Source organism: Lamprocystis purpurea DSM 4197, from assembly GCF_000379525.1.
GTDB classification, from domain to species: Bacteria; Pseudomonadota; Gammaproteobacteria; order Chromatiales; family Chromatiaceae; genus Thiodictyon; species Thiodictyon purpureum.
The window spans coordinates 1-24,797 of sequence record NZ_KB902555.1; the positions used below are offsets into that span (position 1 = coordinate 1).

22 protein-coding genes are annotated in these 24,797 nt (G+C 58.0%); 2 read left to right on the plus strand and 20 right to left on the minus strand.

Annotated elements, in window-relative coordinates; all coding sequences use genetic code 11:
• The 5 genes from A39O_RS39625 to A39O_RS43025 all read right to left on the minus strand — a co-directional run.
• Nucleotides 1-272 (minus strand): helix-turn-helix domain-containing protein (locus tag A39O_RS39625; protein ID WP_157640508.1); only part of this gene is annotated, 272 nt, incomplete at its 3' end.
• Nucleotides 273-613: 341 nt separating this feature from the next.
• Complete coding sequence (locus A39O_RS0129010; RefSeq protein WP_026199830.1) at nucleotides 614-1,801, minus strand: EpsG family protein; 1,188 nt, start codon at nucleotides 1,799-1,801, stop codon at nucleotides 614-616.
• A gap of 65 nt (nucleotides 1,802-1,866) precedes the next feature.
• Nucleotides 1,867-2,628: an FkbM family methyltransferase gene (locus tag A39O_RS0129015; protein WP_040529068.1), complete on the minus strand. Its 762-nt coding sequence runs from the start codon at nucleotides 2,626-2,628 to the stop codon at nucleotides 1,867-1,869.
• A 756-nt stretch (nucleotides 2,629-3,384) separates the two neighbouring features.
• A complete protein-coding gene (locus A39O_RS37275) occupies nucleotides 3,385-3,636 on the minus strand; it encodes a hypothetical protein (RefSeq protein ID WP_020508158.1) in 252 nt (83 codons plus the stop codon).
• 154 nt (nucleotides 3,637-3,790) lie between these two features.
• On the minus strand, nucleotides 3,791-4,282 hold the full coding sequence (locus A39O_RS43025; RefSeq protein ID WP_245562012.1) for a DUF6399 domain-containing protein: 492 nt from the start codon (nucleotides 4,280-4,282) through the stop codon (nucleotides 3,791-3,793).
• A 61-nt stretch (nucleotides 4,283-4,343) separates the two neighbouring features.
• Between A39O_RS43025 and A39O_RS43030 the strand changes: the two genes are divergently transcribed.
• Nucleotides 4,344-4,805, plus strand: a complete 462-nt coding sequence (locus A39O_RS43030) for a hypothetical protein (RefSeq protein WP_245562010.1) — start codon at nucleotides 4,344-4,346, stop codon at nucleotides 4,803-4,805.
• Between the two features lie 424 nt (nucleotides 4,806-5,229).
• Nucleotides 5,230-5,529, plus strand: coding sequence for a hypothetical protein (locus tag A39O_RS43035; RefSeq protein ID WP_245562011.1), 300 nt, complete (start codon nucleotides 5,230-5,232; stop codon nucleotides 5,527-5,529).
• Between the two features lie 947 nt (nucleotides 5,530-6,476).
• Here A39O_RS43035 and A39O_RS0129035 read toward each other — a convergent pair.
• The 15 genes from A39O_RS0129035 to A39O_RS0129100 all read right to left on the minus strand — a co-directional run bounded on the left by A39O_RS0129035 (nucleotide 6,477) and on the right by A39O_RS0129100 (nucleotide 24,674).
• Complete coding sequence (locus A39O_RS0129035; protein ID WP_020508162.1) at nucleotides 6,477-7,430, minus strand: GDP-mannose 4,6-dehydratase; 954 nt, start codon at nucleotides 7,428-7,430, stop codon at nucleotides 6,477-6,479.
• A gap of 5 nt (nucleotides 7,431-7,435) precedes the next feature.
• The gene (locus A39O_RS39635; protein ID WP_211211755.1) at nucleotides 7,436-8,647 is read right to left on the minus strand and encodes a glycosyltransferase family 4 protein; all 1,212 of its coding nucleotides are present in this window, start codon (nucleotides 8,645-8,647) and stop codon (nucleotides 7,436-7,438) included.
• Complete coding sequence (locus A39O_RS39640; RefSeq protein ID WP_169338509.1) at nucleotides 8,533-9,117, minus strand: class I SAM-dependent methyltransferase; 585 nt, start codon at nucleotides 9,115-9,117, stop codon at nucleotides 8,533-8,535. Before A39O_RS39640 ends, A39O_RS39635 begins: the two co-directional genes overlap by 115 nt.
• A 468-nt stretch (nucleotides 9,118-9,585) precedes the next feature.
• Nucleotides 9,586-10,533, minus strand: coding sequence for a glycosyltransferase family 2 protein (locus tag A39O_RS0129045; RefSeq protein WP_020508164.1), 948 nt, complete (start codon nucleotides 10,531-10,533; stop codon nucleotides 9,586-9,588).
• An 88-nt stretch (nucleotides 10,534-10,621) separates the two neighbouring features.
• Nucleotides 10,622-12,124 (minus strand): hypothetical protein, encoded by a 1,503-nt coding sequence (locus tag A39O_RS0129050; protein ID WP_169338510.1) that lies wholly within the window; start codon nucleotides 12,122-12,124, stop codon nucleotides 10,622-10,624.
• 28 nt (nucleotides 12,125-12,152) lie between these two features.
• Complete coding sequence (locus A39O_RS35730; protein WP_169338511.1) at nucleotides 12,153-13,142, minus strand: NAD(P)-dependent oxidoreductase; 990 nt, start codon at nucleotides 13,140-13,142, stop codon at nucleotides 12,153-12,155.
• On the minus strand, nucleotides 13,139-13,831 hold the full coding sequence (locus A39O_RS0129060) for an acylneuraminate cytidylyltransferase family protein (RefSeq protein WP_020508167.1): 693 nt from the start codon (nucleotides 13,829-13,831) through the stop codon (nucleotides 13,139-13,141). The genes A39O_RS35730 and A39O_RS0129060 overlap by 4 nt, the downstream gene beginning before the upstream one ends.
• Before the next feature lie 113 nt (nucleotides 13,832-13,944).
• A complete protein-coding gene (locus A39O_RS0129065; RefSeq protein ID WP_020508168.1) occupies nucleotides 13,945-15,408 on the minus strand; it encodes a hypothetical protein in 1,464 nt (487 codons plus the stop codon).
• A 200-nt stretch (nucleotides 15,409-15,608) separates the two neighbouring features.
• Complete coding sequence (gene neuC / locus A39O_RS0129070) at nucleotides 15,609-16,787, minus strand: UDP-N-acetylglucosamine 2-epimerase (protein ID WP_020508169.1); 1,179 nt, start codon at nucleotides 16,785-16,787, stop codon at nucleotides 15,609-15,611.
• Nucleotides 16,784-17,836, minus strand: coding sequence for an N-acetylneuraminate synthase family protein (locus A39O_RS0129075; RefSeq protein ID WP_020508170.1), 1,053 nt, complete (start codon nucleotides 17,834-17,836; stop codon nucleotides 16,784-16,786). The genes neuC and A39O_RS0129075 overlap by 4 nt, the downstream gene beginning before the upstream one ends.
• Before the next feature lie 74 nt (nucleotides 17,837-17,910).
• Nucleotides 17,911-19,713: an ABC transporter ATP-binding protein gene (locus A39O_RS0129080; RefSeq protein WP_020508171.1), complete on the minus strand. Its 1,803-nt coding sequence runs from the start codon at nucleotides 19,711-19,713 to the stop codon at nucleotides 17,911-17,913.
• 26 nt (nucleotides 19,714-19,739) lie between these two features.
• A complete protein-coding gene (locus A39O_RS0129085; protein ID WP_020508172.1) occupies nucleotides 19,740-20,693 on the minus strand; it encodes a UDP-glucuronic acid decarboxylase family protein in 954 nt (317 codons plus the stop codon).
• A 525-nt stretch (nucleotides 20,694-21,218) separates the two neighbouring features.
• Entirely contained in the window at nucleotides 21,219-21,575 is a 357-nt protein-coding gene (locus A39O_RS0129090; protein WP_020508173.1) for a MarR family EPS-associated transcriptional regulator, read from the minus strand.
• Between the two features lie 693 nt (nucleotides 21,576-22,268).
• Entirely contained in the window at nucleotides 22,269-23,207 is a 939-nt protein-coding gene (locus A39O_RS0129095; RefSeq protein WP_020508174.1) for a hypothetical protein, read from the minus strand.
• A 426-nt stretch (nucleotides 23,208-23,633) separates the two neighbouring features.
• Nucleotides 23,634-24,674, minus strand: coding sequence for an Rpn family recombination-promoting nuclease/putative transposase (locus tag A39O_RS0129100; protein ID WP_020508175.1), 1,041 nt, complete (start codon nucleotides 24,672-24,674; stop codon nucleotides 23,634-23,636).
• Nucleotides 24,675-24,797: the final 123 nt, after the last annotated feature.

The following is a 24,797-nucleotide window of genomic DNA, read 5'->3' on the forward strand; positions in this document are numbered from 1 at the left end:
TCTGAGAGAACAATGGACTTCAGCCACGTATCAATCTTGGCAGTGATTCGCGGTTCCGCCCCCGGTGCATCTTGAGTGTTTAGTGCATCATAGCCAGCTTTCTCGTATTTGTTTACCCACTCATAGACTGAGCTACGGGAAAGGCCCAATACACTAGCTACCAAATCAGGCGAGTAATTTCGTTCGACGACAGACTGGACCGCCAGTTTCCGAATATAGCTCATTGGTTCGCCAGGAATCTTTCTTGCGTCATTAAGCCAATCGTTACTCATGATCGACTCTCCTCGTAATTCGAAACCTAACTCTAAGTGTAGACTATGCCAGAAAAATTGCCATTAAGGCGCGTCCGGTTATTAAATAGTGCCTCGATATGATCCATCATGAGCCATTCGGGCTGTGGCGCTTTTCGCAGGCGGCGCGGGGTGGAATTGGCGTCAGGTGACGAGGCATAGATGAGTTATACATGAGCCGACTTCCACCTTTTCGAGCAGGGTACTAGACGGGCGGGGTGGCGCTGCGAGCTATTCCAATGGTTTACCCAGCTCGGGCCGAGCCCGTGCGAAGATCCACAGCCCCAACTGCTTGGGCTACGCCAGCATTCAGACCGGACACTTCAGTAAGGCATCAGCCATGGGTTTGATAATGCTTCCCATACGCCCGTATACCTACCTATACTGCTAAAATTTTTGAAGAAGCGTAGCTGCCAAAGTACAGCAAATATCAAGAGCCAGGGGGCGCGAAACCGTTTAACTATCCGGTCAAAATGCTTGTTATTGGCTAGAAAAACAGGAATTATGAGAAATACGAATGGATTGACATTTACTTGCTGCCGATAAGCGAGCAGCGGTGCAGCGGCTATTTGGCTATATAGCGCCATCATAAAACTAAAGTACAGCAAGTATACGATTGCAGCCTCCTTGGCGGCAACAGATGAACGGCGTTCCAAGAAAAGCAGCGAGGACATGCCCGCCAAGAGAAAGATGAACACATTCATTATGGAGTATCGTGTCGCATCAATATCTGTACTATCTCGGAACCCATCACCATATCCATAGCCAACGTACACCTGAGCACCTAGGCTCAAATAGTCCACTAGGGGTTTCGATAGAATGATAGTTGTGACTAAGATGATGAGGCTTAACGAAAGGTAAATTTTAGGATTAAAGATGGTGAGTCTGCTAGACCACACCCAAACGATTGGGATCAGGTAAAGTGCAACAGACGCATGGGTAAAGCAAGCTAGCAACGCAACCGCGGTATTTAGCTTTTTGTGAAAAATATATTTCACATTGACATAAAATATGAGTGAGAATGCCAGTACCTGTCTAATGAGGTGCCCAGTCCAGTGAAAATAATCAAAAGAAAATGCCGCTAGGATAAGGAAAAATGCCACCCACTCGCGATTGAATCCACAGTTTTCCGTTACAATTTTTACGGCTGAAAGAAAAAACCAATAAATAATAAATGTGGTAAGCACCATATAGAGATAAAAATTCCCACCCAATAGACGATAAGCTATGTAGTTATAAGCGAAGAAGACCGGGTCTCGCCACCCATGAAACTGGAGATGCTCAAAAAAGCCGTCGTAAGCGGCCTGCAAGAAATAGTCCAAATATGAGTTGATGTCACCGGAATTAATATCTCTGGTTCCATTTAGGAAGGATAGATAAAGGGCAAGCAACACCACAAATATGTGGATGATCGTAGCGCTCCCCTTATGTTTTAATATTGTGATAAATAGTGCCATTAAACCCAAGTAGGGAGACAGAACATACAAAGCTGCGCTTGGAATAAAGTTCATCCTTGAGTTACTCTATCCTATGTTGGCCAATGGGGATTGCGGCTGCTCAGTTCGTAGTGTAGGAGTCATGGCGCTGCGCCGTTGTGAACCCGCTCAAGCCGCAGAAAAATTCCATCCATCTGCATAGAACGGCCAGTTTGCCGATCAGTGAAGCCTCTTTGTATCGCCCATAGAGTGAAGCCGGCGCCTTCCAGACGTTCGATAATCTCCCGCCAGAGACGTTGGCCGTCGTATAGCGGGACCAAGGATAGCTCGCACATAACCCCTTGTGCGGCCGCCAAGGTAGTCTTTGCGCCATCAAGTACTTGCCACTCGAAACCCTGGGTGTCGATCTTCAGAAAGTAGCGGCTATTCGGCTCCAGATATCCCGGCAGGACAGCGTCTAATCGCGCGATGGGCACCCGTTGCGTTGCGATATAGGCCGATCCTGCCGCAGACATTTCATGGGCTCTTAACATGGGCAGCACCGAGGATGAGACCGAGTTTGCGGAGACATTAATCTCGATCTCACCATCTATGTCGCCTATGGCTGATCGGGGATGCACGCGCCAAAGAGGATCGTGAGAAGCCACGGTAACCAGGGCTTTATACGGTTCCGCCAGTGGCTCAAAGCTGACAATTTTCTGACGGTATCCTACGGAACGCAAGGCGAGTCCAAACTGGCCGGTATTGGCGCCGATATCTAAGATCAAATCAACCCTTACCTGCTCAAGACTTTTTTTGAATTGGCAATAAGGGTTCAATATGGGAGATAACCGGTGCAAGTCCCAGCCCAATTTATGGATCGAATTTCTGATCTTCACTTTTACTGCTGTTAACATAAACATCCTGATTTTCAGAGGAGTTTTGAATCGGCTTTGGCCATTTTCGTAGCTGGGCGAAGGTCCCGCACGTGACGCCACGGGAGTACCGAAGTGTGTGTTGAGCTGGGGGTTGTCGTGGCCGATCCTCGCGGCCAGCCGCCATCCACCGGCGGGCGTGGCCGTCGGCGATGCACAGGGGGAGGCAGGCGGGCCACCAACAGAGTACTGTCTGAGGTTGACCAAGACACCGGCGCGGATGCCCTACCTGCCAGCCCCAATTGTACCGATTTCGTTCTCGTTTGCGCCCGTGTTCACCGCACCGACCCGGCGCCATGTGCAGGTTGTTGTTGACCGGCACGCTGCTGGCCCTATCGTTTCGGCAAGCCTGCATGACATTCCGTCCGTAGCCCAGTAGCCTGGGAGCCCCGTATGTCGTCATCTGGAGGCTCCACCGCATGTCACTCTCTCTACCCGCCGCCACGGCCGATCTGGCACAGACGGCCGCCGCCTTTGCGCAGTGGCGCGCCGGCACCCCCGTGGGCGCCCGCATTCCCGAGGACCTATGGTCGCAGGCGGTCGCGCTGGCCGCCCGCCATGGGGTATCCAAGGTCGCCGCGACCCTGCGGTTGGACGTGTCCTTTCGGCAAGCCTGCATGAATCCCGCGCGCGGGTCCGGTAACGTGGAAGCCCCGCGTCCTTGGCGACTGGAAGGCCTAGCGTGGCCGGGGGCCAGACGAGCCTGGGCCGAACTGGCGGTACCGTTTTGGCCAAGTCACCCAATCAGCAGCCACCAGCGCCCCGGCGCGGCTGGGCGGGAGCGTGACAGGGTGCGGTGGGCGCGCGACGCGCGCTCGGCGCGGGATCAGTCCGGTGGGGGGCGGGGTCGGCGGAAAGGCGCGCCAGCGCCGTAGTGTAATTCCACGGCATCCAGGCGGGAGGGTCGAGGGCCACCGCGGCGGCATGGCGCAGCAGTGCCACCAGATCGTTAAAGGGCTCCACCTGGTGCAGTTCCGCGGTATGAATCAGACTCATGAACAGGTCGCCGACCTTGGCGCCGTTGAGCGTTTTGTAAAATAGGGAATTTTTCCGATGGAGAATGCTCGGCTCATGAGGCCAAATGTGTGGTTGGCCTACGGCTGGCCGGCATAAGCCGGTTGGGCCTTGATCATAACTCCGCTCACCCCCGTCACGCCGCCACCAGCGTCAGCGCAGGCCGCTTGACCGGTCGCGGTCGCCGCCGCCGCGCTGGCGGCGGCAGATCGACGTGCGCCAGCACGTGGTCGAACAGCACCGGGTGAGCCCGCCCGAAGAAGCGTTCGGCGGCGGTGGTGCCGTCGGGGCGGCGGACATAATAGTTGTGGATGGCCGTCAGGGCCGCCAGCTTGCGGTCGCTGAGGCGGTGACTGCCGTGATGATAAAGCGACAGGTGGCCGTTGCGCCCTTCCACACACGAGCTACTGCGCTGGAACAGATCGGCACAGCCCCCGGCGACCGTCTCGATCTGTGCGCGGCGCGCGGGCGCCAGGGCTTGCAGCGGGTGCGCCGGTTGGCGCAAGGGTTCGAGCAACTGTGCGCTCAGCGCCGTGAGTCGATGGCGGGTGTCGGCGTGGGTGCTGCGCCCCGCGACCCGCTCCAGGTAGAGGGCCGGGATCAACTGGGTCAGGACCGCCTCCTCCACGTCGGGTGCCAGGTCCAGGGCGTCGACCCGGGTCTGGACGCGCGCCCAGAAGAACGCCAGGGTGGCCAAACCACGGCACGGTCAGGCGCTGCGCCTTGGCGAGGTGTTCGCGGGCGCGCGCGGGCAAGTCGGCCGCGTCGGCGAGGCGCGCCAGACGCGCCCACACGTCGGCGAAGCGGGCGGCGACCTTCGCCACGGACTGCACCTGGCCGCGCTCCAAGTCGTAGGGGTGATACAGGATGCCCAGTTCACGGCTTTGCTCACGGGCTTGCGTTTGTCGGGCCAGGGCCTGGGTCTGTTCGGCTTCGGCCGCGACCAGTTCGGTCAGGGCCGCGTCGCTGCGGGCCGCGAAGGCCGGTGGTCGGCCGCGCGGACGGGGGACCTGCGCGTCATCCGCCCGTTGCGCGGCGCGCGCCGCGTCCACCAGCGCCTGGGCCGCGGCGACGGCGGCGCTGGCCTGCCTGACCTGGCGGGCCAGGTGCAGACTGGTCCCCTTGGACACCGCATGCTGAGCATGGAATAGGTCTGGGGAATGCTGGGCGCGGAGGTCTTGCTCGTGGTGGTGGCGTAACGCCTTGGCTTCATCACTGGTGCCTTGGATCACGGTCACCGGCATCCCCGCCAGCGCCGTCTCCAGGGCCTGCGTCCAGGTCGCCGCCGTGCGATCGGGCGCGCACTGTTCCAGCAGTATGAAATTCGACACCGGCTCGATGGCGACCAGGCAGACGTCGGGGTGAAAGGTTTCATCCTCAGCGACCGTCAACTCCTGCGCCGGCATGCCGACGGCGAGGGCGACCCGCTGTTCCTGCGCCTGCGTGGCCACGGCCTCCTGCAGCTGCACCGTCAGCGCGTACTGGCAGCCGTAGGAGGCCCCGACGACCGCCGACAACCCGCTCAACTCCAGGAACTCACACACCAGCCGCACCCCGGCGCCGGCCCGCAGGGTGATGATCAAATGCATCACCACCACCAATTGGTGCAGCCACTGCGCCCCCGCCGGGGTCGCCAGGCACGCCGCCACCTCCGCGGGCAGCCCCGCCAACGGCGCCGCCGCGCGCCAGCCGCGCAGCGTACTGCGCGCCACCCCCAATTCCGCTGCCACCTGCCGCAGCGGGTGTCCCTGCGCCAACTGGCCAGCGGCGAGCCCGAGTTGCTCCGCCCGCTCCAAGCGGGTGCGGTGCTTCACCGTACACCGCCGCTCGCCGACCAGGCTCGGCCGGGTGGCGAACGCCTGGCATCTGGGCTAAAGTCAGTTGCGGCAGGATCTTCGGACATTGTTGACTACCCCGGGTTAGTTTGCACTTCCAAGGGTATGAAAGTTCGGAGGTCCTGCCAACCTCCCCGACACCAAAGGCCGAGTTCAGCGCTCGGTTTTGGGCGGATTTATGATCAAGGCCAGCCGGTTGATTCATCTCGTGGGACACACGAGGGCGCCACACACTTCGCCCCATGAGCCTCATTGTTCTAGCGTCCAGTTGAACGGCTAAACCGATGGGGTCTTGTTAAAGATGGGCTAACTGGTGACCAGGCCAGCAACCGTGCCGCCCGCGCGGTCTCGGCAGCTCGTCTGGACCCTAGTACCGTCGGGCCTTACGGTCGCCATGGACGCGCGGCTCCCAGGTTACCGGACCCGCGTACCGAATTCATTTTGACTTACCGAAAAGACATGCACATTGTTTGGAAATGCCGCCTCATCCTGCCGTGAGGTGACCAGCAGCGCCGCGTTGCGCAGGCGGGCCGCCATAGACGGCACATTTGGGGTGCGCCCCTTCACTCCCAAGCGCGAAGAGAACTGCCGCGTTGACCGCACCGGATCCCACAAAGGCATCCACGCCAACGGCGAAGGCGGGCCTCGACCGTCGTTCCGGCCGTAGGGTGGACAAGCGCTAGCGCAGTCCACCGAATCCCGCGCCGTCGCTGGTGGACTGCGCTGCGCTTGTCCACCCGACGAGGCCGCATGGCCGGAACCGTGATCAAGGCCCGAAGGCGACCGGAACGAACATACCGAAATCCCGCTGCTCCAGCGCATCTAGGGCGTGAAGCCAACTGGCACGGCAGCCAGGACCTAGAGCCGAAGCTCATCGGCCCTCAACCCGGCCAAGTGCTCTCCGGCCAGCGCCTGTTCTCGGCCGTCGGTCTACACTAAATCGGCCTTGACCCCGACCGCGTTGATCACAAACTCAGCCCTTGCTCGCTACAATCGCTCTTGAATCATCCGATTTACAATATCATCAAGTCCATAGGTGACCTTCCACCCGAGTTCTGCAAATGCTTTTGAAGGATCCGCCCGACTCACCAGCAAATCCGTTGGACGATACAACTCCGTATCCTCATCGACATAATCTTGCCAAGCGAGGCCTACCGCGCCGAACGCCATTGAAACGAAATCCTTTAGGCTGTGTGTCTTACCTGTAGCAATCACGTAGTCATCTGCGGAACTCTGCTGTAACATGCGCCACATGGCATCTACGTACTCAGGCGCCCACCCCCAGTCGCGCGAAATATCCAACTTCCCCAACTTTAGTCGTTCTCTCGATTTCGTCGTGATGCGTTGAACCGTTTTAATAATTTTTTGCGTCACGAAACGTTCCGGTCGGAGAGGTGATTCATGATTGAAAAGAACCCCTGTACATGCAAACAGATTGTAAGCTTCTCGGTAGTTGTTTACTAACCAGAACGCCGACGCCTTAGCAACCGCATAAGGACTACGCGGACAAAATCTTGTCCCTTCTGCCGCAGGAACACCGCCCGTATCACCAAAACACTCACTTGATCCGGCGCTGTACAGACGAAATGCCCTATCCGTCATCCGGCACGCTTCAAGGAGATTCAAAGTACCTAACGCAATGCTCTGTATGGTCTCGACCGGTTCTTCAAAAGAAAGGCCCACAGAGGACTGCCCGGATAGAAAATACACTTCATCCGGTACCGTCTTTTTCACGGCAACCAGCACGCTCCTGAAGTCCTCCGGATCCATTGAGATCGTTTTAACGTCTTCCCGTACGCCGAGACGCGTGAGATTATGGAATCTATTTCCCTGTGCATCGCGCGAAGTCCCAGAAACCACATAGCCTTTTTCCAGCAAAAGCCGCGCCAGATAGGCGCCGTCTTGACCGCCAACTCCACAGATCAGTGCTCGCTTAGCCATCGCTTTTACGTTAGCCTACGATAGGATTCCAAAGTGCGCGCCGCACATGCTTCCCAAGAAAAGCGTTGCAGCCTCGCCGCGCCTCGCTGCCGCAGGACCGCGCGCTGAGTCGGGTAAAACACAACACGTTCAATCGCAGACCGCATGTCGTCGAGCGATGTGGGATTAAAGAATTCGCCAGCATCTCCGATCACTTCAGGCATTGAACTTGTATTACTGCTCACCACAGGGCAACCAAAGGCCATTGCCTCAAGCGGAGGCAGACCGAAGCCCTCATACAGCGATGGATAGACGAACGCAGCGGCTCCGCTGTAACAGCGTCCCAAGGCATGATCATTACCGCATTTGTGCCTGACTTGACCCGGACGAAAGCCAAGTTCCGCAATTCGGCGACTTTCGTCCGCGGCGAAGACTCCGCCACCGAACGCAACAACGTCAAAACCACTTAAGAGCCTAGAAATGCTAATGCTTTCAAGAAATCTGAAGAAATTTTTATATCCGCGTCTCGCCCCAACGTAAAGGAGATACGGCTTTGTATCGAGCGCGGTATCGCTTAATGGCAACGCCGCTCCACCGAGGGGCTCGTAGCCCAGATGTACCACTGATACTTTCTCCTCAGGAAGAGAAAAAAGTTCCAGAAGATCATTCCTCGTAGACTCTGAAATACAAATTACATGGTCCGCGCGCTTGGTTGCTGTCAGTTTGAATCGACTGGTGGGATCGTTAGCCGAAAATTCAGACGGGAATTTCTCGTGAATCATATCATAGACAGTTAAAAATACGGCGCTGCCTCGGGTACCTATCGTTTTCGGAGAATAGTACGTTTCATGTATTATCTGTGGCTGCCATGAGCGTATTTGGATCCGCGATAGATAATGATTAAACCCGGTCCCTATAGAAGATGCTGCGAAAGGAGATCGCTCGAAATAGAATCCATTAACAACCCCCCTATTTAATTCCTTCAAGTACTGATTGCAATACACTGGAGCAAAGACTCGTATTGCCTCACCTGAAATAACCAACTTACTCGCCAAGCGGGTAAAATATCTTGAGACCCCACCAAAAATCTGCCTGCAGAATATTTGATGGTCAAACGCAATCCTCATTTCGTTTTTCCAGCTTGAAGCAAGTGATCCGACCAGGTTCTTGATCCTAAACGCGCGCTCGCCCAAATAAGGAGCGGAAGAAAGAGCCTGGACTTTTTCAGAAATCGCCATTTCACATCAGAACAACGACCCTCGACAAACAGATGATAGCTATCTCCATCGCTGATTAATACTTTTGAGAACTTCTTGGCAATGAATTCTAAAGTCTGAAATCGAAAGAATCCGATATGCTGGCCATGTTCGGCACCGTAGTACCACCAATCCTCAAACGCAGGCGCATTAAGCGGAAGCAACTTCGTTGATAATAAGACGTTAGGGGAAATACTAAACATTGTCTCCAGCTCTTCTGTGGGCGAAACAAAATGTTCTAATGCTTCGAATGCGGTTACCAGGGTGATTGCTTTTCCTTGACTCGATTCTGAGAACTCAAAGCCCCGCGCAAGCAAGTTCCTGCAGTACCGATCAGACCACAGCGCATCTATTCCGATATCGCGCAGCAGGCGAACCAAGATCCCATAACCGCCTGCGTAATCTAAAACACTTGCCTTCATCTGACCTAAAGCCAACAATGTCGCAAACACTATGCGTGCATTCCCCAAGTTTCTGGACATGATCCCGGTATCGCTAGCATTGATCACATCGGCGTATGCTTCCTCTAGCCAGTATGGGGATTCGGTTTGAATGTACCCGCAAGATGTGCATTCAAAGTAGCGAACGGCGTGTCGCTTCAGAAGCGTACCCGTCCACAGAGCCTCGGACTGCGAGTGACATACCCGACAGGCGATACCATTCGCACCTGTGTTCATTGCGTTATGCGCTCCGTGTGACGCACCGACGATGCTTTGTTCTCACTGTCCTCGTCACTGAAAGCATCTTCGTATAGAGTTTTCGGTTATCGTCGATTACTTGCAATTGCAAAGTCCTTCACACTTCCCCGCATGAGGGCGACTCTTGATACCAATGCGAGCCGCCGGGTGTATTCGGTTTGATCCATTGCCCCTGCACCCGAAAAGACTCCCAGTCACGCGCGAAATACATCCTGCGATCGTTCATCCGGTAAAGCTCCTTTTCAGTTGGCGGTACAGCGTCCCGCCTACCCGCCGTGGCAGCCCCAGCAAAGATCGAGGAAATCGAAGATTTCTGCCGCCGAAGTGATGGTTAAAGACATACTTATCGGCGGCGACGTCTTGCACGACCTGCAGCAGATGGGTGAGTTCGCCCAAGGGATGTGTCGGTACCTCTGCTAGGTTGCTGGTGCTGGCGGTGGTGTGGGTTCCGTCAGCACCGAACCCGATGTTACTGACCAAATTGACATTAGGCGTGGCGATGAGGCCGCCGTGGTACCAGACGCTAGCAGACCATGCGTAATCCCAAGTGTCGATCAATTCAGCATGGGCACGGTTGAAAGTCGCCTCCCAGTATCGCCGCTCCACCGCATCGGGCATTTTGGCTCGCCAATCTGCCGAGGACTGCCACGCTGGCCAGAAAGACAGGCTCCCGTCATTCCGCTGCCAAGCACGCCGCCAAGTCGCCCAACCCCAGACGTGATTGTACTTGGAAAAGTAATAGGAACCGTTGCCGCGCCTCTGCCCGTTCTGGAAATTATCGCCGGTAATGACCCATACCCGATCGTCGTCGGCATAGCGATCCAGCAGGGTATCGCAGAAGGAAAAAAAATCCGGGTGTGGTACGCAATCATCTTCCAAAACGATGGCGCGCTCGACTTGGCTAAAGACCCAATCGAGCCCGCTGTTCACCCGTCGCTTACAGCCTAAGTTGTCATCCGAAAAGTTCTGATACACGTCGCACGGCCAGTCTACCTGCTCGACGATGGCGCGCACCTCAGCACAGCGCTCGGTGTCTGTTGGATGGCCAAAACGGGGGCCGTCGGCAATGATGAAGAGTTTCTCGGGGCGTTGCCCACGGACGACCTCGAAGGTTTGCTTGGTCTGGCACGGGCGATTAAAGACGATGTAGGCAATGGGGTTTCTAGTCATGGTGGGTTTGCCTGTATAATTCTATCAACCAAGCTGAGCCGGTACCCCTTGGCAGCAACTATTGAGGTATCGTTCACATTATTCGCCTTTAAGCGGTGCTCTTGCGATTCTTCCAGTGCTTGATCACGCGCATGTATGCTCTCTTCCATGGGCGTTCGACAGCTAATTCTGTACCCAGAAGCCTTCCCTTAAAAATAGTCTCAGGCCGATAAAACTCAAAGCGGATGCCGTAGGCCAAGCAATAATACCCATACGGCAAGCAAGCGTCTATTGGGAGCGCGGGCAAAGCGGGATGCTCAAGCAGCGCTAGTAAACCAGTAATGTCTTCTGGTTCATAGACACACCCCAAACTCCGATATCCGGTATCACCCAACAGGATAACTGGGCGGCCCATAAACGCCGCTTCCGCGCCAATGGTCGAACAATAATTAATGACAATATCAGCCGACTCCGCCAACGCATAACTGTCGGTTGGATGCGATGCCGGAATTACGGTAATATTGGCGCCGCTGAGACTCTCCCACCACAGTCTATCGCTTTTGAATTTATCTTTTAAATGTGGATGAACACGGATAATTAACTCCAATGACGGTTGTTGAATCGCCCAGCCAATCAAAAACACGATGGCTTCACGTTGATCCTTAAACAGCGGATGGGTTATCAAGTCACCCACCGCCGCATTCTCATCATCGCTGGAAGAGAAATAGACCAGACGACGCATCGCCTGGCGGGTCGGGATTAAGCCTGGTTGCTGCTCTTCTACAAAACTCTTCCAGCCAATCGCCTCCTTATTTATTCTACGCAAAAAAAACTGGCGAGCCATTGCCTCCCGGCCCTCAGGTGCTTCCTGCCAAAAAGCCTGAATGATGTCCCGACGATGAGCTACATCATGTGGCGGTCTCGTGTATAGGCGATACAGGTCTTTAGTTCCGCCCCGCTCATGAAATACCACGGGAACACCTTCCAGCTTTGCCGCTTCCAGTATCGCCTTGGTACAGGCAAATCGTCCGTTAAACAGCAAAACACTTTTTGGCTTGTAATGCTGAATTAACGCGCGAGTCTTTTCGAATATAACAGCCGAGGAGTATAAATACCGGCGGACTATCGACGCATTTTCGAAAATGCCTGGAGAACAATCGCGCTGCTTGGAGATCAAGGACGATGCCGCACCTAAACCCAACGCGCCCTCTTTATAGTGGAGAGCCTTCAGTTCCTGCAAGGTGTCAGGCAATCCTAAGGAAAACTGTCTGGCTTGTTGTACAGTGACTTTTCCGAGATTGAGGGGCTTCACTATTTGGATACCCTCTCTCCTCAGAATACGCTGCAACGTTGCTACCTTATAGTGGATGGAGGTGCCAAACAATCGCACTCGCCGTGAGAAGGTATAATCCGGGTTGTCGGAATGAATATAGCAGTAGCCCACGGCCCGGTCTTTCCTGGCCTCCGTTAGGCATATTTCGGCACCCGTTTCCAAATGCGGAGTCCAGGCGAAGGATTCAATCGCTAGCATATCCATTCCTGCCGCCGTGCTAATTTTGCTTTCTATAGGTTTATTCACATTTGCTATAATTCGCTTATTACTGCCTTGCATTGTTGAACTGACAAAGGGTTAAATACAATTAAGTTGAATAGTCATTTTCATGTTCGCCACAATAGAAACAGCGGATTTTATTAGCCAGGAAGACTTCGGTTTTATGCATAGCATCCGTGGTAGCGCCACCGATGTGGGGCGTTATCAATAAATTGTCATGGGTGCGGGCGTAGGTCAGCAAAGGGTGGTTGGCGGGCATGGTTTGCCCCGAGGCGACTTCATCGCGCAACACATCAAGCGCCGCGCCCGCCAGCCGCCCGGATTCCAGGGCCTTGAGGAGCGCGCATTCATCCAGTATCTCGCCCCGTGAGGTGTTTACGAGATAGGTGCCGGATTTCATCTGGGCGAAGGCAGTGGTATCCAGCAGACCATCGGTCTCCGGGTTGAGGGCCACATGCACACTGACGACATCGGCCCCGGCCAGCACGGCGGGCAGAGGCAGGTAGGAAATACCCGCATCCTGGCTAATCGGGCTGGGGTCAGCGGCGAGGATGCGCATACGAAAAGCCCGGCCATAACCCGCTACCATCCTTCCAAGGCGGCCATAGCCAACGATGCCGAGGGTCAAGCCGCTGAGTTCCCGGCCCTTGAACTGATCCCGTTCCCATCGGCCTGCCATCGCCTGCGTCAAGGCGCCGGGTAAGTGACGAACAAGCGCCAGTAATAACCCCCAGGTATGCTCGGCGGTGGCGGTCACCGTATCGAGGAACGCGGTTTCGCCCTTGAGGCTGAGCACTGTCACGCCATGGCGCGCGGCAGCCTTCAGATCAATGTGATTGAGACCGGTGGTGGCGGTGGCGACCATCCGCAGCCGTGGGGCGGCCGCCAACAATTCCTCGTCGACGCGGTGTCCCAGCCGCACGATCAAACCGTCGGCCCCGCCCAATGCAGTCAACAACTCTTGACGCCTGGCGGTGACTTCACGAACGTCAGCAAAAGCGGACAGTACATCCCGCGCTGCAACCGAATAACCATCCGGTTCGGCGTTCATAATCACCGGTCGCGGTTCTTCCGTCACTGGTTACCCCGGCTCAGCAAGCAGTCGGCAATGAATAGATCCTGCGGATCGTCGATATTGATGGAGCGCTCCTTGGGCATGATAAAGGGGCAAATACGGCCGCCCCACAAGCGCCGCCCTTCGACGATAAGGCGGCGGGTAGCCGCATAAATGGCACCGTTCCGATGATATACGGCAGGCAGATCCTGGCGCAGCGAGCCCGGCGGCTCCGGATGCAAGGGGACGAGGAGTTCGTTCTCAAGCCGGTACATGCGGGCCGGATGCGCATCTTCCACGCGATAAACGCTGATGACGCTATCGGCAGCGCTCTTTTCCAACGCGGACAGCGCGCCGTCGATATCTTCCGCCAGCCGCAAGGGAGCGGTGGGTTGCAACAGGAGGACAGTGGCATACGGGCGCCCCTTGACCGACTCGGCGGTTTCCAGGGCATGCGCGATGACTTCGATCATCGGCGAACGATCGCCCGCGATGGCCGCTGGCCGGCCAAACACTGCAGCGCCCCAATCTCTGGCGACCGCCGCGATCTCGGCATCATCGGTGGAAACCCAGTAATCCTGCACGAGGGCGCTCTGTTGAGCGGCAAGAATCGTCCAAGCGATGAGTGGCTTGCCCCCCACCAATTGCAGGTTCTTGCGTGGGACGCCTTTTGATCCGCCACGGGCAGGGATGATGGCCAAGGGGTTTAGCATTTCCCGACTCCGTTTAGCCACACGGCGCGAAATCGACCTATCAGCGGTTTATCGTTCATCGTCTTTATTGTCGGCGCACATTCAGCAGATGACGTTATGTCTGCAAGTGAAGATTAATCCTGGCATCGTTTCAGGAACTCCGCCAACTGCACGCTGTTTACCAAGTAGGGCCCACCCATAGAAATCCCAAAATCCAATACTTCTCTGGCCAAAGACGCCTTAACCAACTCGGCACGCAATAAAATTGACCGCCCCGAAAAAGCGGCGGCATAAATATCGGTCTCTGTCGTTAAACTTGCGGTATGTATTGCCGATAGGCCCACCGGATATCCCCCGAGCGGGGACAACTTATTTATGGTTGGCTCGGCGCTTTGCAGAATACCGGCGGGCGTCGTGATTTTCTGGCTCACATCGCCACTGGAAGCCAGTACTGGAATCTCACTCACCTTGGCATTGAGTGCATTCAGGGCGCCCCGAATGAAGGTGATCCCGACCTTATCTTGAGCCTCAAGCCCCATAAACGCCGATAGGATATCGCTTTCCGCAAACGGGGATTGCTGCCCGAGAAATGACAGCGAACGAGTGCGATGCGAATAAGCATAGCCATATTGAGCCGTCCAATTTATATAATCTCTGCGCGGTGCATCTGGCCATCCTTTTGACATATTAGCAAGTGCTTTCCAAAGGAACCCTTGGCTATTGATGGCGACCTGCTTTTGGCGTTGATCCGCCAACAATTCCTGTGCTTTCGACGAGCCTAAGACTCTCACACGGCCACTGCATGGGGGGTGACTTGTCACTGGCTCATCGTAATGGCGGCCCTTGAGGGGATATGAGGTAAAGCCGAAAACGCAACAAGTGCCTAAGCGGTGAACTGCGGCAGCTATAATGGTTCCATAAATGGGCACCGTCGGCCGCCAGGTCGATTCCAGTCCGAGACGATTTATCAGCCTGTACCACTGCAAACCGACCTGCAATAATCCGGCGGCATCATAGACTAGCAATGTGGCACCGACTTCCTCTGCGACTCTGCGCGCAATATCCAGCTCAGGATCACTCGTATAAATATGCAAGGCATAAATGGTTCCAGCCTCGCCCATGGCTGCCCGAACAAGACAAATTTCAAGCCTTGAGTCCCAACCCGCTGACAGAAACACACAGGCTGTTTGGCAATCTCTTGTCCCCTGCTCGTATTTTGCAACCAATTGCTCCAACAGATCGGCGGGCGTTGAGAGTATCGGTTGAATCAACGATCGGGCGTTTTGTAATGCCACCTCCAGGCTTGTATCCGGATGCAGCTGTAGCCTGGCCTGATAGGGTAAGGCTAAGACGTCGGCCAGGATGGTCGGTACCAGCGGCGCTTGGCCCAATTCCGCTTTCACGGCTATCGCACCACGATCAAAAACCTGATCCGCAGGACGTTCTTGCAGAAGCGCCTTGGCCATATCCAGTTCGTTCAGGGCAATCAGGTAATCCTTATCCGTCTCGCTAATGCGTACCTGGGCCACGTGAGGATCCGGGGTTTCCAGGACATAGCCGGCTACCGAAGCTTTTGGCAAACGCAACAGCGTGGCCATGCCTGCCTCTGTTGCGGACTTATCGTTGACTGCTGTGCTTACGGTTATGCGATGGTTCGCTATACGCAGCGTGGTCGTTGACCTGTCACTGCCTTGCCCTATTTCTGCACTCATAGAAAGCCGTCCTCAAGTCGCCAAATAGCCTTGCGCGGATGACTTGCCATTTAGCCAAAGCACGACAAAGCCTTGATGGATGACCGTCATGGGGCGCTCCCCTCGGCTACATAGTTAATGAGCTTTTGGATCGTCAACGGAGTATGCGCGAGGATCTCGGCGATTTGCCGCCCCGCCGTCCCATCACCCACCAAGTAGGAGCGTGCGTAACCCCCGTGGGCGAGTTGCGTTTCGATGGCGGCCTGAATCGCCTCCGCTGCATAGGGGACGTCCAGCACATTCGCTGCGCGCTCGCGCCCGCTTTGGCGGCTGCCAATATTGACACAAGGTACGCCGAGAAAGGCGCCTTCACGCAATCCGGAGGAGGAATTACCCACGATGCACTGCGCATTGTTGATGAGGCGCGCATAGTCTTCCGGGGAAAAGTTACGGTAGAAATGGATGTAATCCGGCTGATATTTCTCTCGGAATACCCGCAGCCCTTTGGCGACATCGTCCGAGCCGGCATCGACATTCGGCCAGAGCCAAGCGACTTGCATCCCCCGGCGTCCGATGGCCGCGATAGCTTGCAGGGTCTGGTTGATCTGGGCGAAGCCTTGGCCGTATTCGGTGGTCACCGGATGCTGGAGGACAACGATATAGGGCTTGACTGGATCGAGGTGCGCGCCAACGCCTAGATAACGTTCGAACAGGTCGGGCGGCATGGAGAGGTCAATGTCCGTCAAGAGGTCGATGGCGGGACAGCCGGTGAGGTGCACGGTGGCGGGGTCCTCGCCCATGCGGATGAGAAATTCGCGCGCGCGAGCCGTGGCCGGAAAATGAATATGCGCGAGTTTGGTGATCGCGTGGCGGACGCTCTCGTCAATGGAGCCGGTAACCTCGCCGCCTTGGGTATGGGCGAGTGGGATGTTCATATAGCTGGCCGCGATTGCGGTGGCCATGGTTTCGAAGCGGTCGGCGACGGTTAGCACCACATCCGGCTTGAGATTCTCGAAGTGCGTGGCCAGTTCGACGATGGCCAGGCCAGTGGATTTGGCCATGGTGGTCGGGGTCTCGCCTTCGACGATGGAGTGCACGACGCTGTTGGGTTCGAACCCATCCGCACGCATGACCTTGATGACTTCGCCGAAGCGGTAGAGCAGCGCCGAGGCGCCGACGATGAGTTGCAACTCCAGATCGGGATGCTCCTGGGCGGCGCGCAGGAAACTCTTGATACGGCCGTAATTGGCGCGGCTGTTGACAACGACACAAACCTTTCGCGTCATGTTTGAAGATCTTCCCAGGTGAGTAAGCGGTCCGGTGTGACATTACGGGCCAGGCGGCGGCCGATGACTTCCCCGAGGTCATCGGCGGGAATGCCAATAGCTGGCTTTTTCAGCGTGAGCTGATCGCGGGTTAGCGTAGTGCCAGCGGTGAGTGGCCGGGCCGGAGCAAGGCTCTTACCGAAAGTGGAGCGCATTTGCGTAAGCTGTTCGGCCAGTCGGTCTTTATCGACCGGGTGTTGATCCATCTGCGCGAAGCGGTCGCGCGCCGTGCGGATAAACGCGAGTTCCTCAAAGGTCACTGAGGCCGACACGTCTGGGCCGAAGAGGCGGCGGTCAAAAGTGACATGCAGTTCGATAAGATCGCAACCGCGCGCTAACGCTGCAAGTGCAGGAAAGGGCGTCCCGGTGTGGTCGGATAAGCCGACCGGGCAGGCGTAGCGTTGGCGCATCTCATCAAGCACGTTCAAACCAACCTGTTCCAGTGGAGTTGGGTATTGGCTGGTGCACTGCAGGACTGCAACTGTCGCTTGGCGGACGCGCAGATCGGCAACTGTGCGGTCGATCTCATCCCAGCGGCTCATGCCTGTACTGAGCAGAATAGGGCCGCCGGCCGCTAGCATGGCGTCAAGAAGGTCGCGCGAGAGAACTTCGCCCGATCCCACTTTCCAGGCGGGCATCTCCAGGCTCTTCAACAACTCGATTGCCGCGATGGAAAAAGGAGAGCTAAGGAAGACAAGGCCCCTTTCCTTAGCATGCTGCGCCAGTCCAGCCCATTGGCTGGGGGTAAACTCCATGCGCTGCCAGTAGGCATAACGGGTGTCGTCCTGACGTGAGAACTTGACACGGAAGGGTTCGTCTAGGGTGGATTCGGCAGCGGCGATATGGGTCTGGAACTTGATCGCGTCGGCGCCCGCCTCGGCTGCTGCATCAATGAAGGCATGAGCCATGCCGAGCGAGCCGTCGTGACTTTGCGAGACTTCGGCAATCAGCAAAGCTGGTTGGCCGCGGCCGATGATACGCGGACCGATCTGGATCGTATTGTTGCTCATGGGAACACAGTTGTTGTTCACATCTAGCTTGAATGGCCTGGGGTGCGCAGAAGAAGCGCTATTCTTCCGGGAGCTCATAGCGACTGCATGGCGATAAGCTTGCCGAAACGGGAGTCGTGCGCGTCGCGCAGATGTTGATAGGGTCCGTGTTCGACGACATGACCTTGGTCGAAAACGTAGATGTAATCGACATTGCGAATGGTGGACAGTCGATGCGCAATGATAACGACGGTGATGCGGCCCTTGAGGTCATCGATGCTCTGCTGGATATAGCGCTCAGACTCGGAATCGAGCGCGCTGGTTGCTTCGTCGAGTATCAGCAGGTTGGGTTTACGGAACAGTTCTCGGGCGATGAACAGACGTTGACGCTGTCCACCAGACAGACGTACCCCGCGATCGCCGACCAGGGTTTGATAGCCACCCGGAAGTGTGTCGATGAAATGAGCGACATGAGCTTGTCGGGCGGCATCCTGAATGCGCTCGAGGAGCCCTAGGTCTTGTTGCGGATTACCCTCCCACATGCAGATGTTATTGGCGATCGAGTCGTCAAAAACAACGGTCTCCTGGGATACATAGCCGATTTGGCTGCGCCAACTAGCTAGTTGAACCTCGTCGGCTGGGACGCCGTCGATCAGCACTTGCCCCAGATTGGGTTTGAGCATCAGCGTGATCAGGTCGACGATGGTGGATTTGCCGGCGCCAGACTCGCCAACGAGTGCGACCGAGGTGCGCACCGGTATCTCCAGGCTGATGTCACTGATCACGTCGGGCAGCGCAGGGTCATACCGAAAATATACGTGGCGGAAGGTAATGCCACGGGATAGCGGCGGCACGGCCTGAAAGCCGTCCGGCTCGCAATGTTGATGCTGCGCGGCGAATTCGTCACGAACCAATTCGAGACTGCCGATCTGCGACAGGGTGGCCAGCCAGTAAGCCTGGATGCCTAGAATCGCATTCAAACCCCGATAAAACAGCAGTATCGAGACCAAGATGGGGGCTAGCGGTTGGTTGAGCAGGAGCAATTGCACCACCACGAGGAGCATGAGAATGACCACCAACACGGGCTCACGTACGGCGAGGGTGAAGCTTTCCACGATGCCCCGGCGCATTTCATAGTCGGTATACCGGCCGATGGAGGCGGTGACCGTGGTGCGCAGGTGCCGCGCTTGGCCGGTGGCGGTGAGGTATTTGAAAGCGTGCAGGAACTGAATCAGCAACTTGGCAAGATGGCCACTCTCGGCGACTGTCTTGCGCGACAACACACGCACATAGACGTTGAGCCAGCGGAATAACAGCAGCAAACCGACACCTAACACCAGCGCCATCAGACCAAAGCGCCAGGCGACGGCGAAGGCCAAGGCAAGGTAAACACCAGTGGTGACTAATTGCGAACCCAGTTGCACCAGGGACTTGAAGGCGTTTAGTGTCTGGGTGATTTGTTCGTTGATGACATTGATGAAATGCCCCGTGTCGCGCTGGGTGTAATACCAGTGGCTCATGCGGCTGTAGTCGTCGAACAGGCGGCCTTTCAGTTCGCGTAACAGTTGCGCACGTAAATAGGCGTTGTAGCCAAGGGCGCCAAACGTCAGCCCGCCTTTGACGATAAAGGCGATGGTAATGACGAAGAGTACAGGGACACTGCCCACTCCCCAACCTAGGTAGGCGAGAAGATCACTAAATAACTGGCCGATCCCTGGGACCTGTTCTGCGGCACCGCTATCGAGCCCCTGCAACAGCGGCAGTAACATGAGAATACCAAAGCCCTCCGACAGCGCTGCGATCAGGGTCAGCGCAAAGATCAGATACATTCGCGCGCCAAGATAGGCCTGGAAGACGCTGAGGTAGTGCGGGATGTCGCGGAAGGGGTTTTTGCTCACGGAAGAGGAATGCAAAACTATTAGGATTAGCGGTTTAGCAGTGCTTCAAAATAGGCGATGGTGGGCTTGAGCCCTGCCCGCAAGGAAACCGTTGGTTCCCAGTCAAGATGCGCCTTGGCCAGAGTGATGTCGGGCTGGCGTTTACGCGGGTCGTCCTGCGGAAGGGCTGCTTGGATCAAAGGTGAACAGGAGCCGGTGAGGTCGCGAATAGCCTCGGCGAGCTCGATCATGGTGAGTTCGCCGGGGTTGCCGAGGTTGACGGGTCCAGTGAAGTCGTCGGGGCTGGCCATGAAGCGGATGAAGCCGTCGATGAGGTCGTCCACGTAGCAGAAGGAGCGGGTTTGGGTGCCGTCACCATAGATGGTGATGGGCTGATTGCGCAGGGCTTGGACAATAAAGTTGGAGACAACGCGGCCGTCGTTGGGGTGCATGTGCGGACCGTAAGTGTTGAAGATGCGGGCGACCTTGATGCTCAAACCGTGCTGACGGCGGTAATCGAAGAAAAGCGTCTCGGCGCAGCGTTTGCCCTCATCGTAGCAGGAGCGGGTACCGATGGGGTTGACGTGGCCCCAGTAGCTTTCGGGCTGGGGGTGGACGATGGGGTCACCGTAGACCTCGCTGGTGGAGGCTTGGAAGATCTTGGCTTTGACCCGCTTGGCCAGGCCGAGCATGTTGATGGCGCCGTGCACGCTGGTTTTGGTGGTCTGCACGGGGTCGAATTGATAGTGGATCGGCGAGGCCGGGCAGGCCAGGTTATAGATCTCGTCGACTTCGACATAGAGCGGAAAGGTAACGTCGTGGCGCATCAGCTCGAAATATGGGTTATCGAGGAGATGGGCGATGTTGTCCTTGGTGCCGGTGAAGAAGTTGTCGAGACAGATGACGTCGTTGCCTTCGGCGAGCAGACGCCCGCAGAGATGGCTGCCGAGGAAGCCGGCGCCGCCGGTGACGAGGATGCGTTTCCTGAGGGAGTAGGACATGGTTCGTTGTCGTCGGTTTGATTGGCGCTGCCGGAGTGATGGTTGGCGAGGCTGGCGGCGCGGTGCTGGCTGAGAGGTACCGTCCGTGGCACTGGGTTCCGGCATCCTTGCCGGAACGACGGGCTGCGCGATCCGCGGCGGCCGGTGAGGCGGGGGCGCGGCGGCAGCGCTTGGTTTGTGCTTGGAGCACCGTTGTGGCTGAGAGGTGCCGTCCTGGCACTGGGTTCCGGCATCCTTGCCGGAACGACGGGCTGCGCGATCCGCGGCGGCCGGTGGGGCGGGGGCGCGGCGGCAGCGCTTGGTTTGTGCTTGGAGCACCGGTGTGGCTGAGAGGTGCCGTCCTGGCACTGGGTTCCGGCATCCTGCCGGAACGACGGATAGCGCGGTGAACCGCGATCTGCGTCGTCCCGGCTTGGAGGCCGGGACCCAGTGCCAGGGACGGTAACTCGCAACCAGCACACCGCCCACAGTTGCGCGATGGCCCTGCCTGGTACTGGATTCCGGCACCCTACCGAAACGCCGGGGTCAAGCGTTCGGGTCGAGGTCCGGAGCCGGGCCGGCGTGCAGGGCGCGGACGTCCTGGCGCAGACGGGCGATCTCGGCTTCCAGGGCCAGGTATTCGGCTTCTTTGCGCTGGAGGAAGCGCAGGGTGAGCTGCGCTTTTTGCTCGATGCCGTGCGGGGTGAGCAGGTAGGCGTAGGCCCGTTTGTCCTTGCTGGTGCGAAAGTTCTGCATCTTGATCCAGCCTTTCTCGACCAGGGCACGCACGCAGTAGTTGGCGGCGCCGACGCTGACGCCCAGTTCGCGGGCCAGGGCGCGCTGGGAAAGCTCCGGGTTGGCTTGCAGCAGNCGCAGGGCGTGGAAGTGGCGGTCTTCGCTCATGGCGGGGCCGGCTCTTGGGGGCTTCGGTGCGGTCGGGATCACGTTGTATCGCGTTCGCACCGGATATCCAGACAGACCTTCAGGCAGGTAGGGGCGGGTTTGAAACCCGCCCCGATGATCACGTCCGAACGCGATACCTGCACGGCCAGCCGGAGGTTGAGGCCTCAGTTGGGTGCGGGGCGCCGCCCGCTAAAGCGTCGGCCTCCGGTTGGGGTGGCACCGGTCGATGGGGGGCAGGACAGCGGGGTGCGAAGGCCGTTGGGGCTGGTGGGGACGTGAGGCGACCCGTGCGGAGCGGTCAAACGGGTGCGGACACGCTACCGCCCTACCCTGTCAGTGGCGGGCATGGCCGAGGTCATTGGTTCGCACTATTTGTTCAGCCCTTAAACGGCTTGCTATGCTAACGCGGGTGAGGCGCGGCGGCAAGGTGATTTGGCCGTTTGGCTGGCGTCGTCGCCCAGGCGCGGGAGACGGGTCGCTGTTCGCCGCGACACTCGCCAGGAGTCCAAGCCTTGGGCGGGCGGGCGAGCGGGAGCGAGCGGCCAGTCAGGGAGGTCCCCCGGATGAGGAAGATCCCCCGTGGGAGCGGCGGCCTCCGGCCGCGAGGCGATACCCCGAATACAGCGGCATTCGGCGCGGCCCCATCGCGGCCGGAGGCCGCTCCCCACCGGGTAACCGACGACGGGTGTGACGTCAGGCCCCTGCTTGGGTCACTGCGGCCAGCCAGTCGGCTTCGTCGGCGCTGTCGAACACAACCTCGCCCAATGCCTCCAGCGTGTGGAGGTCGGCGATGCGTTGCAGCAACGGAGCGCTGCGCTCGGCGGTCGCTGCACCGAAACGCTGCTTGACCATGTGCAGCAGGAGCCGACGCTCGGCCTCGACGCCCAACGCCAGACCTTGCTGGATACCTTGCTGGATACCTTGCTGGATGCCCTGCTGGATAAAGTGTTCCGCGAATCCAGTCATTGCAGCAGCCTCTTGCGGATAGCGTTGCCTATAAAGTGCGCGTTCATGGTCGTCCAGGCCAGCGTAGATATCGACGAAACCGGCGTATTTCAACCGCTTCTCGGGGTGCGGCTCCAGCTCGAGCAGGCCGCGCATGGCTTGCGCATACACTTCGAGCTTCTCCTGAGGGGTGTATGCCATGTTCGGCAGATTCAGGCGAGCCACCAGATTGCGGCTGTGCAAGTGCGCGCGGGCCGGGAGGCGGAACAAGGCGCAAGCGATGTAGCGAAACTCCAGATAGGCAGCGGTTTCGCTGCCGAGCCTGAGCGCCGCAGCGAACTGACCGGCACGCAAAAAGATGACCACCGGGACGACGCGGTCGGTGGCGTACAGCTCGGCCAGATCGAGACAATAATGGGCCAGACGGTGGAGCGAAAAACGCTTGGGGTCGGTTTCTTCCTCGAACACGAACACCAGGGCCGCCCGCCGACCATCCGGCCATTCGACCAGCAAGGGCACGTCCAGTTCGCGAAAGCGCTCGCCCAAGCGCTCTTTGAGTTGTTCTTCGCGCAACGGCAGGATCCGCGCGCCCGCATCGACCGCGTGGGCCTCAACCGCAGCGAAGAAGGCGATGGACTCGCGCGGGTAGTCGACGATCAGGTTCTTGAAATTGTGGTCGTGGTCCATGGTCCAGGGTACTTGCCGGCGGTCAAGGCGGACGAGATCCCAGCGCGGGTGGCGGCGCTTGGTTTGTCCTTGGGGCACCGGGCTGGCTGAGCGGTACCGTCCGTGGCACTGGGTTCCGGCATCCTTGCCGGAACGACGGGCTGCGCCGTGAACCGCGATTTGCGTCGTCCCGGCTCGGAGGCCGGGACCCAGGGGGACGGTAACCCGCAACCAGCAAATCGCTGACAGTCGCGCGACGGCCCTGCCTGGCACTGGGTTCCGGCATCCTTGCCGGAACGACGGGCTGTGAGATCCGCGGCGGCCGGTGGGGCGGGGGCGCGGCGGCGGCGCTTGGTTTGTGCTTGGGGCACCGTTGTGGCTGAGAGGTGCCGTCCTGGCACTGGGTTCCGGCATCGTGCCGGAACGACGGACCGCGCGGTGAACCGCTCAGAGTCCCAGTATCTGCCGTGCCTGGCTTTCGGTTATACCGCTCTGGATCAGCCGGGCCAGGGCCTCTTCAAGACCTTCGCGCTTACCCTCGATCTTGCCCTCGATCTTTCCCTCGATCTTTCCCTCGATCTTGCCCTCGATCTTGCCCTCGATCTTGCCCTCGATCTTGCCTTCTAACTTTCCTTGTTCTCGCTCAGCACGAAGTTCGGTCACTTCATCATGCAAGGCGCGTTCACGCACGAACGCGAGTCGCCGGGTTTCCGCATCGGCGCTGAGATCCTTGATGCGCGTGAGCGCTTGTTGTACGGGGGGATAGGCGATGGCGGCCATGGTGTGCTCCTCCTGCCAGTGNTCAAAGAAGGCGACCCAGGCCGCAAGATCAGGGTGTGCCAGACCCAGCCGATCGGCCTTGGGCAGTTCGATGAGATTCAATTGTCGTTCGTTCCCAAGGATGACGTGTGGTTGCTGACGGTCACGTAACTCGAAGCACCACACGGCTTGCGCCTGCTGGTCCGCAGCCTCGAAGAGTTCGAAGTCGAGCAGATGGATGCCAATCACGGATTTGAGGCACCGGTAGTCGTCGCCNCTCTTGAGTTGCTCGGTGAGGGTCCGTGCCAGGTAATAGGCGCTGCGGGCGCTCCAGGCGTTGTAGCGCCTGATCTGCATTTCGATGTTGTAGCGCCGCCCCTGGGCATCCTGTGCCGGCAGGTCGAGGACGATGAATTTCCCCGCCAAGGCGTCCGGGTCGATCCGGGGATTGAGCACGTCAATCACGGTGATCGGTGCTTCGTCGGGGCGCACGGCGTTGATCAGCGCGGCGAGCAGGTCCGGGGCATCGGCGAAGAGCGTCTTGAAAACGAAATCGTTCTTGGGGTCGAGCAGGGTCGTATCAGTCATGGAATCCCGTGCAGACAAAGCGCCCTCACGGGCGCAGTCGTCCCGGCAGGATGCCGGGACCCAGTGCCAGGGACGGTCACCCGCAACCAGCACGCCGCCCACGGTTGCGCGATGGTCCTGGCTGGCACTGGGTTCCGGCATCCTGCCGGAACGACGGGTTCAAACGTTTGGGTCGAGGTCCGCGGCCGCGTCGGCGTGCAGGGCGCGGACGTCCAGGCGCAGGCGGGCGATCTCGGCTTCCAGGGCCAGGTATTCGGCTTCTTT